General features: G+C 63.6%; 11 protein-coding genes. 6 read left to right on the top strand and 5 right to left on the bottom strand.

The features are described 5' to 3' along the window. Positions 1-9: 9 nt before the first annotated feature. The 3 genes from EN994_RS05635 to EN994_RS05625 all read left to right on the top strand — a co-directional run bounded on the left by EN994_RS05635 (position 10) and on the right by EN994_RS05625 (position 2,454). Entirely contained in the window at positions 10-987 is a 978-nt protein-coding gene (locus tag EN994_RS05635; protein WP_063169835.1) for a LacI family DNA-binding transcriptional regulator, read from the top strand. Beyond that, a complete protein-coding gene (locus tag EN994_RS05630) occupies positions 984-1,967 on the top strand; it encodes a 2-hydroxyacid dehydrogenase (protein WP_013528218.1) in 984 nt (327 codons plus the stop codon). Before EN994_RS05635 ends, EN994_RS05630 begins: the two co-directional genes overlap by 4 nt. An 82-nt stretch (positions 1,968-2,049) precedes the next feature. Next, complete coding sequence (locus EN994_RS05625; protein WP_024501916.1) at positions 2,050-2,454, top strand: hypothetical protein; 405 nt, start codon at positions 2,050-2,052, stop codon at positions 2,452-2,454. Here the strand turns inward: EN994_RS05625 and EN994_RS05620 are convergent, their stop codons facing one another. Further along, entirely contained in the window at positions 2,455-3,228 is a 774-nt protein-coding gene (locus EN994_RS05620) for a gamma-glutamyl-gamma-aminobutyrate hydrolase family protein (RefSeq protein WP_063169836.1), read from the bottom strand. It lies immediately after the preceding gene. 263 nt (positions 3,229-3,491) lie between these two features. Between EN994_RS05620 and EN994_RS05615 the strand changes: the two genes are divergently transcribed. Further along, positions 3,492-4,601, top strand: coding sequence for a TRAP transporter substrate-binding protein (locus EN994_RS05615; RefSeq protein ID WP_013528215.1), 1,110 nt, complete (start codon positions 3,492-3,494; stop codon positions 4,599-4,601). 85 nt (positions 4,602-4,686) lie between these two features. Here EN994_RS05615 and EN994_RS05610 read toward each other — a convergent pair whose 3' ends face one another. From EN994_RS05610 to EN994_RS05595, 4 genes are all read right to left on the bottom strand, one after another. Further along, positions 4,687-5,715, bottom strand: a complete 1,029-nt coding sequence (locus tag EN994_RS05610) for a zinc-dependent alcohol dehydrogenase family protein (protein WP_063170440.1) — start codon at positions 5,713-5,715, stop codon at positions 4,687-4,689. 18 nt (positions 5,716-5,733) lie between these two features. Beyond that, on the bottom strand, positions 5,734-7,518 hold the full coding sequence (locus EN994_RS05605) for a TRAP transporter large permease subunit (RefSeq protein ID WP_174299056.1): 1,785 nt from the start codon (positions 7,516-7,518) through the stop codon (positions 5,734-5,736). Further along, entirely contained in the window at positions 7,515-8,099 is a 585-nt protein-coding gene (locus EN994_RS05600) for a TRAP transporter small permease subunit (RefSeq protein WP_013528212.1), read from the bottom strand. Before EN994_RS05600 ends, EN994_RS05605 begins: the two co-directional genes overlap by 4 nt. A 188-nt stretch (positions 8,100-8,287) precedes the next feature. Further along, on the bottom strand, positions 8,288-9,193 hold the full coding sequence (locus EN994_RS05595; RefSeq protein ID WP_063169837.1) for a branched-chain amino acid ABC transporter permease: 906 nt from the start codon (positions 9,191-9,193) through the stop codon (positions 8,288-8,290). A 148-nt stretch (positions 9,194-9,341) separates the two neighbouring features. Between EN994_RS05595 and EN994_RS05590 the strand changes: the two genes are divergently transcribed. After that, positions 9,342-9,953 carry a CGNR zinc finger domain-containing protein gene (locus EN994_RS05590; protein WP_063169838.1) on the top strand — a complete coding sequence of 204 codons (612 nt, stop codon included), beginning with the start codon at positions 9,342-9,344 and terminating at the stop codon, positions 9,951-9,953. Then, a complete protein-coding gene (locus EN994_RS05585) occupies positions 9,946-10,482 on the top strand; it encodes a hypothetical protein (RefSeq protein WP_013528209.1) in 537 nt (178 codons plus the stop codon). Before EN994_RS05590 ends, EN994_RS05585 begins: the two co-directional genes overlap by 8 nt. Positions 10,483-10,800 lie beyond the last annotated feature (318 nt).

Raw genomic sequence — 10,800 nt, 5'->3', positions numbered from 1 at the left:
GCGCTCGGCGTGTCCACGGCCACGGTCTCGCTGGCGCTGCGCGACAGCCCTCTTGTTGCCGGGACCACCCGTGACCGCATCAAGGAACATGCCCGCGCCATCGGCTATATCTACAACCGACGCGCCGCCAGCCTGCGCACCTCGCGTTCCGGCATTGTCGGCGTCGTCGTGCACGACATCATGAACCCGTTCTTCGCCGAGATCCTGCGCTCGATCGAAAGCGAGCTCGACCGCAGCCGGCAAACCTTCATCCTGTCCAACCACTATGATCAGCTCGAAAAGCAGCGCACTTTCATCGATACGCTTTTGCAACTCGGCGCCGACGGCGTCATCATGTCGCCGGCGATAGGCACGCCGGCTTCCGACATCGTGATGGCCGAGGAGAACGGCCTGCCGGCTGTGCTGATCGCGCGCACCGTCGAGGGTGCCGACGTGCCGGTCTTTCGCGGCGACGACTCCTATGGAACAGGCCTCGCCACCAATCACCTGATCTCGCTCGGCCACAAGCGCATCGCCATGATCGGCGGCACCGACCAGACCTCGACCGGCCGTGACCGCTACCAAGGCTATGTCAACGCGATGGAGGCGGCCGGGCTGGAAGTCGGGCCGTCCTGGCGCATCGCCGGGCCGCGCACCAAGCAGGCCGGCTTCGAGGCCGCCGGGCAGTTCCTGGCGCTGAAGGACAGGCCGACAGCTGCCTGCTGCTGGAACGACCTCGTCGCCATCGGTCTGATGAACGGCATTGCCCGCGCCGGCCTGGTGCCGGGCGTCGACATCTCGGTCACCGGCTATGACGACCTCGAAGAGGCGGCGATCGCGACGCCGGCGCTGACCACAGTCTGGAACGGCCAGCGCGAGGTTGGCCGCCGCGCCGCCAGCGCGCTGCTCGACAAGCTCAACGGCCAGACGGTGCGACCCTCGCAGGAATTGATCAAGCCGGAACTGCATGTGCGTCAGTCGACCGGCAAGCCGGTGGAGCGTGCATGACCAAGGCCGAACAGTTGCAGACCGTCGCCATCCTGGTGCCGGGCGATTTCAACGACCACGCGGTCGACCGCATCAACCGCACGTTCAGGCGTGTCAGAATTGAACGCGCCGATCCGGCGCTCGTCACCGACGAGATGCGCAGTGATGTGCGCGGCATCGCTTCGTTCGCCGGCATCAACGCGGCGATGATGGACGCATTGCCCAACCTCGAACTCATCGCTTCCTTCGGCGTCGGCTATGATTCGGTCGATGTCGGTCATGCGGCGGCGAAAAACATCATGGTCACCAACACGCCCGACGTGTTGACCGAGGAGGTCGCCGACACCACGATCGGGCTGTTGATCAACACCATCCGCGACCTGCCGCGCGCCGAGACCTGGCTGCGCGACGGCAGCTGGGTGCGCAAGGGCAACTATCCGCTGAGCCGGCTGACCTTGCGCGGGCGCAGTGTGGGTATTTTCGGCATGGGCCGCATCGGGCAGGCCATTGCCCGGCGTCTGGAGGCCTTTGGCTTGCCGGTCGCCTACCACAACCGGCGCCGTGTCGAAGGTCTTTCCTACCACTATCATGCGACCCTGAAAGGGCTTGCCGAAGCCGTGGATACGTTGATTTCGGTCGCGCCGGGCGGCGCCTCGACGGAGAAGGCGGTCAATGCCGAGATACTGTCGGCGCTTGGCGCCAACGGCGTCTTCGTCAACATCGGCCGTGGCAGCACGGTCGATGAGGCAGCGCTTGCGGCAGCCCTTGCCAACGGCACCATCGCCGCTGCCGGCCTCGATGTCTTTGCCGACGAACCGAACGTGCCCAAGGCGCTGCTCGACGCGCCCAACACCTCGCTGCTGCCGCATGTCGGCTCGGCCTCGGACCATACACGCCGCGCCATGGCGGATCTGTGCGTCGACAATCTGGTGTCCTGGTTCACCGAGCGCCGGCCGCTGACGCCGGTGCCCGAGACGGCGCATGTGAAGGCTAGAAACTGATCGGTGGCTGCCACATTTATTAACGTCAGCTTAACCCTTTGGAATCATTGTTCAACCTGTCCGTGTACGTGGATGAAGAATGATGAAAGCACTTTCCGCATTGATCGCTGCCGCAGCGCTGTTTGGTGGCATTCAGCTGTTTCATGGCGGCAGCCGGGAAAGCGTAGCCAACGAGGCCGCCCCGTCCAACAGCTACAGGCTGGTCGCCAATGGCGATGAGGCGGTCTGTGCAGTCAGCCGCGGGGCCGAAATTTCGGACGGTTTGTCGTTGCTCACCGTTGCTCCCAAATGCCGTCGGCTCTTGCCGGGCATAGAACAGGCGAAGTTCTGGCGCGAGCAAAACGATGGCACCGTTGCCTTCAGCGCCAATGGCACCGATCCAATCGTCACCTTCGCGGCTGCCGATGGCGACGGCTACGAATCCTATGCCCCGGCGCTGCCGCTGCTGTCGCTGGCGGCCACCCGTGATAAAAAATCCGGCGACTGATTATTCCGCTGCGGCCCGCGCGCCGGCCTTCGCTGCGGCGTGCAGCCGAACCGCATCGCCGAAGGCACGGAATATTTTCACCGAATTGCTGTCCGACTTGACCCAGTATTCCGGATGCCATTGCACGCCGACGGCGAAGGCGCGGGCGTCCCGCACCGAAACCGCCTCGACCGTGCCGTCGGTGGCGACGGCCTCGACCTGCAGCTTCGAACCGAGCCGGTCGATCGCCTGGCGGTGCAACGAATTGACCTTGATGTCGCCGGCACCGAACACACCGGCCAGGCAACTGTCAGGTTTGATCGAAATGGTCTGGTGGATGGCGAAGCGTTCGTCCTGCTTCTCGCTCACCGGCGCGCGGTGATCGAGCGAACCCTCGCGCTCCTGGATCTCGGTGCCGAGCGTGCCGCCCAACGCCACGTTCAGTTCCTGGATGCCGCGGCAGATGGCGAGCAGCGGCACGCCGCGTTCGATCGCCCGGCGGATCAGCGGCAGCGTCGTGGCGTCGCGCGCCGGATCATAGGGGCCATTGGCTTCACTGGCGTCGCCGCCATAGAGCGAGGGATGCACATTGGATTTCGAGCCGGTGACCATGACGCCGTCGACCGACGACAGGAGTTCGTCGAAATCGAGCCGGTCGCCGAACGATGGCACCAGCACCGGGAACACGCCGGCGCCGGTGATCGCCGCTTCCAGATATTGTTGTGGGGCGGCGTGCCAGGTGTAGTTGTCGAACTGACGGACGTCGGTCGATATGGCGACGAGCGGCTGATGCATTTGGGCTCTGTGTTCCATTTGGGCAAGGGATACCTGCCTTCAAAATAGGCGATCCCACGTTATTTTTCCATGCCAAGTTTCGGCGTGTCGCATGGGCCACGAAACGGCCTGTTAGACTATAGTTGCAGTGCAGCCGGGCTTCGCCGTCAAATGGGGCCGGCCTGCTGGACTCGACTTCTTGCCTGTGTATTGTCTCGAACGAACCGACACGGAAACCGAGGATTTTCTGACGTCGGCCTGTTGATCCAAAAGGGAGGAACTTCATGGATCGTCGTTCATTCATTCGCAAGGCCGGTGTCACCGGCGTCGGTGCCGCGGCGGCGGCGGCCACGCTGGCGGCGCCTGCAATCGCCCAGTCCAATCCCAAGGTGACATGGCGGCTGGCGTCGTCCTTCCCGAAGTCGCTCGACACCATCTATGGCGGCGCCGAGGTGTTCTCGAAGATGCTGTCGGAAGCCACCGACGGCAATTTCCAGATCCAGGTTTTTGCTGCCGGTGAGCTGGTGCCTGGCCTGCAGGCCGCCGACGCCACCACGGCCGGCACGGTCGAGGCCTGCCATACGGTGGCATATTACTACTGGGGCAAGGACCCGACATGGGCGCTCGGTGCGGCGGTTCCCTTTTCGCTCAACGCACGCGGCATGAATGCCTGGCATTACCATGGTGGCGGCATCGACCTGTTCAACGAGTTTCTCGCCACGCAGGGCCTTTTCGGCCTGCCGGGCGGCAACACCGGCGTGCAGATGGGTGGCTGGTTCCGAAAGGAAATCAACACGGTGGCCGACCTTTCCGGCCTCAAGATGCGAATCGGCGGTTTTGCCGGCAAGGTGGTGCAGAAACTCGGCGTCGTGCCGCAGCAGATCGCCGGCGGCGACATCTATCCGGCGTTGGAAAAAGGCACCATCGACGCGGCCGAATGGGTCGGCCCCTATGACGACGAGAAGCTCGGCTTCTACAAGGTGGCGCCCTATTATTACTATCCCGGCTGGTGGGAGGGCGGCCCGACCGTCCACCTGATGTTCAACAAGGCGAAGTACGAAGAGCTTTCGCCAACGTACAAGTCGCTGCTGCACACTGCCGCGCAGGCGGCCGACGCCAACATGCTGCAGAAATACGATTATCTGAACCCTGCGGCGGTGAAGCGGCTGGTGGCCGGCGGCGCGAAACTGCGCCCGTTCAGCCAGGAGATCATGGCCGCCTGCTTCGAAAAGGCCAACGAGGTCTATACCGAAATGGAAGCTTCCAACGCCCCGTTCAAGAAGATCTGGGAATCGATCAAGGGCTTCCGCAAGGAGCATTATCTCTGGGCACAGGTGGCCGAATACAATTACGACACCTTCATGATGGTCCAGCAGCGCAACGGCAAGCTGTAGTCGTTTGTACTTCTGCTCAAAAGCTCTCTGGGCGGACCCCGCTTAGAGAGCTTTTCTGTATATGCCGGGAGGCGAAGCCGGCGGTTCAGCCGCGGCGCGGCACCACCAGAACCTTGACCTCGCCGGGCGCCGGCGGATTGGCGATCACCGCTGGCGCTTCTTCAAGCGACACCTGCCTGGAGATCAGCCTGTCGATCTCGACCGCACCGGAAGCGATGAGTTCGGCGGCGCGGCGATGGGTGTAGGGATTGAGGAAGGAACCGAGCACCTTCAGTTCCCGGAACAACAGGTCGAACGGCTCGAATTCCGCTTTCATGCCTTGCGGCGTCACGCCGACAATGACGACCGTGCCGCCGGCTCGGGCCAGGCGCATGGACTGCTCGACGGTCTCTCGCACGCCGGCGCATTCGAAGACGACGTCGACGCCACCTGGCGCCAGACCGGCCGGTCCGGCGATCGCATCGATGACATCGGTGGCTGTCGGATCGATCGTCGCTGTCGCGCCGAGGTCCTCGGCGAGGGCGCGCCGCGAAGCCTGCCTGGTCGACAGGATGATGGTCGTGGCTCCCGCCAGTCTTGCCAGCTGCACGGTGAGCAGGCCGATCACGCCGCCGCCAAGCACGACCACCGAGCTGCCCGGTTTGATACCGGCAAGGTCGACGCCGTGCAGGCAACAGCCGAGCGGCTCGCAGAAGGCACCGTGCAGGGGGTTCAGGCCTGCAGGCAGGACGAAAGCCTGCTTCTGCGGCAAGGCAAGATATTCGGCAAAGCCGCCGTCGCGATGAATGCCGATCGCGCACAGATTGCTGCAGAGATTGACTTGTCCCGCGTGACAGTGTGCGCAGCGCCCACAGGCTATGTTGGGGTCGCCGGTAACACGATCGCCGATGGCAAAACCCGAGACCGATGTTCCGATCGCCTCGACGATGCCGGAAAACTCATGGCCGGGCGTCACCGGTGGCGTGCAGGGAAATTCACCGTGAAACAGATGCCGGTCCGTGCCGCAGACGCCGCAGGCTTCGATGCGCACCAGTAGCTCATCCGCACCGATGTCAGGCATGTCGACGTCGCGCAGCGTGATGCCGCCCACTGCTTCCAGCCGCACCGCTTTCATGGTCTTGACCATGCCGGTTCAGTTGAAGCTTGGCGGTTGCGACAGGTCGGGCTGTGGCGCTGCCGGCTTTGCCGGTGTCGGATCGCCGAAACTGGGCGGTTGCGAAAGGTCAGGAGCGGCCGGCGCCGTGGCGCCACCAGCGGGCGCCGCTCCATCCGCCGGCGGCGTGCCCAGCGGCGACAGGCCGGGCACCTCCGGTACCTTGTAGTCGATGGTGCCCGGATCGACGGTCGTTCCCTTGTAGTGCATCACCATTTGCGGGAAGGCGATGGTCAGCCCGATCATGATCACCTGGATGCAGACAAAGGGCACCGCGCCCCAATAGATCTGGCCGGTCGTCACCGGCGCGATTTGTTTGCCGGTGAGACGATCGAGATAGGGCACGCGCGCGGCCACCGAACGCAGATAGAACAGCGCGAAGCCGAAGGGCGGGTGCATGAAGCTGGTCTGCATGTTGACGCCCAGGAGCACGCCGAACCAGATCAGGTCGATACCGAGCTTGTCGGCGGCGGGCGCCAGCAGCGGTACGATGATGAACGCCAGTTCGAAGAAATCGAGGAAGAAGGCGAGGAAGAAGACGAGCATGTTGACGCCGATCAGGAAGCCGACCTCGCCGCCCGGCAGCGACGTCAAAAGGTGCTCGACCCAGATGTGGCCGTTGACGCCGTAGAAGGTCAGCGAGAACACCCGTGCGCCGATCAGGATGAACAGCACGAAGGACGACAGCCTTGTCGTCGAGGCCAGTGCCTGCTTAACGACGTCAAGCGACAAGCGCCCCTTGGCCGCCGCCATGAACAAGGCGCCGACCGAGCCCATGGCGCCGCCTTCGGTCGGCGTGGCGATGCCCAGGAAGATGGTGCCCAGCACCAGGAAGATCAGCGCCAGTGGCGGGATCAGCACGATGATCACCTGCTGCGCTAGCCTGGACATCATGTTGAAGTTCAGGCGCTTGTCGGCAATGGCGACGATGTAGATGAACAGCACCCCGGCAGTCGCGCCAAGAATGTCGGCATTGTCGCCATGCGCCGGCGCCAGATAACGATATGCCGCGTAGGAAACCGCCGATGTGACCAGCAAAGCCACCAGCAGCGACATCACGCCATGGCCAAGTGTACGGGCCTCGAGCGGCAGCGCCGGCATCGAGTTCGGCCGGATGATCGACATGATCAGGATATAGGACATATAGAGGCCGGTGAGCACGAGGCCCGGGATCAACGCGCCCGCGTACATATCGCCGACCGAGCGGCCGAGCTGGTCGGCAAGCACGATCAGCACCAGCGACGGCGGGATGATCTGGGCAAGCGTGCCGGAGGCGGCAATGACACCGGATGCGAGCCGGCGGTCATAGCCATAGCGCAGCATGATCGGCAGCGAGATCAGGCCCATGGCGATGACGGAAGCCGCCACCACGCCGGTGGTCGCCGCTAAAAGCGCGCCGACGAAGATCACGGCGTAGGCGAGGCCGCCGCGGATTGGCCCGAACAGCTGGCCGATCGTGTCGAGCAGGTCTTCGGCCATGCCCGACCGCTCGAGCACGATGCCCATGAAGGTGAAGAACGGGATGGCCAGCAGCGTGTCGTTCGACATCACCCGGCTGCCGTAGAAATTATCCGGCAATGCGTGCAGGAGCGGCCAGGCGAGGTTGATCGATCCTCCGGAATAGGGAGACAGCAGCACGCCGATGAAGAAGAACATCAAGCCGTTGGCGGCCAAGGAAAAAGCGACGGGGTAGCCGATCAGCAGGAAGATGATCAGCGAAGCGAACATGATCGGCGCCATGTTCTGCGCGATGAACTCCATCACGAACGCACCTCGTCGGCCAGCGCCTTGGCTTCGAGTTCGGCCTGCTCATGCACCGATATGAAGGGATTGGGGTCGTCCATGTCTCCGCGCATGATGGCGATCTTCTTGATGATCTCGGAGATGCCCTGCAGCGCCAGCAGGAAAAACCCGACGAGCAGGATGGCCTTGGCGGGCCAGATGATCAGGCCGCCGGAATTGTTGGACATCTCGCCGCTGCGAAACGACAGCGACACATAAGGAACGAAATAGATCACCATCAGCGTCACGAACGGCATCAGAAAAAAGACATGCCCGAAAAGGTCGATCCAGTGCTGCACGCGGCGTGGAAACAGGCCGTAGACGACGTCGATGCGGATATGTTCGTTCTGCTTCAGCGTATAGGCGGCGGCCAGCATGAAGGCGGCGCCGAACAGATACCATTGCAGCTCGAGCCAAGCGTTCGAGGATATGTCGAACACCTTGCGGATAATGGCGTTGGCGGCGCTCACCAGGATCGCCAGCAGGATCAGCCACGATATCCATTTGCCGATGAACTCGTTGGCGCGATCAATAGTCCTGGATAGAGCGAGAAGCCCTGCCATGCATTCCTCCCTTGTACCGGAGGCGTGCCGGCTTCCCCCTTTTTGTCCGTCACGCCACGTGGTCCAACGGTATGCCGCGCGTGGACTGACGGGTCAACAAGGATAGAGGCAGCGAATATCATCGCATCGCAGACAGTGCCCAATACCGGCGATCTGCCCTCGCGTCATGCAACCAAAGTCTGACGTTTTCAGGCGATTTTGCCGGTGTCGCGGCCGGCGCCGATCAGGATCAGCGTCGTGACCAGGAACAGGTACATCCACGCGTCGCGCCACTCGACCGGGAAGTAGCCGGCCCACAGCGATTCGGCCATGCCGAAGACGGCCGCGCCGAGCGCCGCGCGCGGTGGCGAGAGATAGCCGCCGACCGCCGTCACGAACAGGATCTTCAGTCCGTAGACGAGGCCCGAGCCGAAGCTGACATTGCCGTAATAGAGCCCGGCCATGACACCGGCCAGCGCGGCGCAGAAGCCGCCGAACAGCACCGCGTGCCGGAACACCGCGCGTACGTCGACGCCGCACATCGCGGCAGCCTTGGGGTCGTCGGAGACGGCGCGCCAGCACCGTCCGAAGCTCGACCGGGCAAAAGCCCAGCTTGCCAGCGCGATTGCCGCCACCACCACGGCGCAGTCGATAAGCTGGATGAGCGTCAGCGTTGCCTTGAAGGTCGCGCCCTGCGCGAAAACGATGGGCTGCGCCAGCATCGGCGGCAGCCACAGATCATGCGTGTCGGCGGCGATGCGGCTCGCTTCGGACAGCAGCAGCAGGATGCCGAGCGTCGTCACCACGATTGCATTGGGCGTGCGGTCGGCCAACGGTTCGAAGACACTGCGCGACAGCACGTGGCTGATCAGCGCGGCATAGAGGAACGCAGCGACGACGCCGAGCGCCACCGCCGCCAGCAGCGTCAGCCACAGCACCTGATAGCCGAAGGCCGCGGTCAGGATCATGGTCTGGCCGCAAAAGGCGAACAACGCGCCATAAGCGAGATTGGTGCGGTGCAGGATGCCGTTGGTCAGCACATAGCCAAAGGCGAGCAACGCATACAGCGCGCCCGAATGCAGCCCGTTCAGCACCTGCTGGAAGAAATAGAGCATGCAAAACCTCGAAGCATGCCGCCCAAAAGTGCGAAGCGGTCCTGGCCAACAGCATGCTCAAAAGGCTGCGGAGACCACCGCATCCCGGAGTGAGGTTGCATCGCTGAATCTAACTTGTCAAATACGATTTATCGGTTAGATTTTCGCCATGACGGTATCATGGACCCCGCACCGCTTCACCGGCGGCCTGCTTGCGCTCGACACGGCGAACACCGTCGTGCTGCGCGGCGATCCGGAGCGGACGTTCGACCGCTTCGAAGATCCGGCCGAGATTGCTCGCTTCGCCGACGCGGCGAGCCGCTTTCGCGCCGCCGAGCTTGGCGAAAGGCCGCTGGCGGTATCCTCAGCGGTGGCGATCGCACCCGTCGTGCTGTCGATCCGCGAGGCGACGGACCGGCTGTTTCGTGGAGCGGTGTCGAAGGGCGCGGTCGCCACCGCTGATCTGCCCGGATTCCTGAGCGCCTGCGCCGAGGGTCTTGCCGGCAGCCGGACCGAGATCGGTGTGCCGGGAAGGCCGTTCGGTGATCCCCTGACGCCGATCGCCTTCGAGGCGGCGCTGGCGGTTTCGGCGCTATCGCTTCTGCGCGACGATACCGTCGCAAGGCTCAGGATCTGTCCCAACTGCACCTGGCTGTTCGTCGACAGAAGCCGCAATTCCAGCCGCCTATGGTGCGACATGGCGGTGTGCGGCAACCGTCAGAAGGCAAGCCGTCACTATCGCCGTCGTCGCATGGCGGAAAATGAGGTCAAGAATGCGTAGCGGCCTTTCCCGTTCGATCCTTGTTGGCGCGGCGCTCATCGTGGCCGTTGCGCTCGGCGCCTGCCGCGACACCGGCGACGCCGAAGGCAAGCTGTTCGAGATTTCCGGCAAGATATTCGTTTTCAACTACCGCCTCGCCAGGGCGACTTATGTGGTGACCCTGCGGCCGCTGAAGCCGATGGGAGAGGGCCAGGTGGCGGTCGCCAGCTTCCAGGATCCCGCCGGCGGCGCACCTCTGGTGGTCGAGCAGAAGGTCTGGCCGAAGCTCGACAAGGTGACGCTGGAGAGCCCGGCACTGACCTGCGTCGTCAAGAACAAGCCCTATGCGATTGCCATCAGCATCAAGGGCGCCGACGGCGCGGTCCTGCAGAAGATCGACACCACGCTGATGTCGACGGAAGACCAGTCGATCCTGCCCGACCGGCCGCTGGTCATCGACCAGCTCTACACCGCCAATCCCGATCTCGTCGGCCATCCCGACGGCAAGCTGCCGGGCGAGCCGAAGCCAGATTGCTCGAAAGGCGGCTGACGCGTCGCGGCCGGCCGCGCCGCAGCTGTAATGTTCATGCGCCGGGCAATGTCCGCGGATCGGTTTCATACCCGATTCAGGATGGCCGCGGACTGTTCGTTGCGCGTTGCCTGGCATCTGCGATTTTGTTTGACCTGCCTTGCAAGGGGAGAAAGGATGCGTCATCCGACCCCGACGTTGGCTGCCTGCCCCGCGTGGCCTCCGCAGAGGAAATGCCTGATGACGCTGCACGACGTCGCGCTCGACGACAAGTTCGATCTCGCAAAGGAGCGCATCTTCCTGTCCGGCGCGCAGGCGGTCATTCGCATGCTCTTGATG

The sequence above is a fragment of the Mesorhizobium sp. M7A.F.Ca.CA.002.09.1.1 genome (assembly GCF_003998555.1).
GTDB classification, from domain to species: domain Bacteria; phylum Pseudomonadota; class Alphaproteobacteria; order Rhizobiales; family Rhizobiaceae; genus Mesorhizobium; species Mesorhizobium ciceri.
Note: the sequence above shows the minus strand (reverse complement) of the source record. Positions and strands in the feature narration are given on the sequence as shown.

Bases quoted from the DNA above. Each gene is read 5' to 3' on its own strand.
- EN994_RS05630 (WP_013528218.1), top strand. From the start codon at position 984: ATGACCAAGGCCGAACAGTTGCAGACCGTCGCCATCCTGGTGCCGGGC.
- EN994_RS05625 (WP_024501916.1), top strand. From the start codon at position 2,050: ATGAAAGCACTTTCCGCATTGATCGCTGCCGCAGCGCTGTTTGGTGGC.
- EN994_RS05620 (WP_063169836.1), bottom strand. From the start codon at position 3,228: ATGCATCAGCCGCTCGTCGCCATATCGACCGACGTCCGTCAGTTCGAC.
- EN994_RS05615 (WP_013528215.1), top strand. From the start codon at position 3,492: ATGGATCGTCGTTCATTCATTCGCAAGGCCGGTGTCACCGGCGTCGGT.
- EN994_RS05610 (WP_063170440.1), bottom strand. From the start codon at position 5,715: ATGAAAGCGGTGCGGCTGGAAGCAGTGGGCGGCATCACGCTGCGCGAC.
- EN994_RS05600 (WP_013528212.1), bottom strand. From the start codon at position 8,099: ATGGCAGGGCTTCTCGCTCTATCCAGGACTATTGATCGCGCCAACGAG.
- EN994_RS05595 (WP_063169837.1), bottom strand. From the start codon at position 9,193: ATGCTCTATTTCTTCCAGCAGGTGCTGAACGGGCTGCATTCGGGCGCG.
- EN994_RS05590 (WP_063169838.1), top strand. From the start codon at position 9,342: ATGACGGTATCATGGACCCCGCACCGCTTCACCGGCGGCCTGCTTGCG.
- EN994_RS05585 (WP_013528209.1), top strand. From the start codon at position 9,946: ATGCGTAGCGGCCTTTCCCGTTCGATCCTTGTTGGCGCGGCGCTCATC.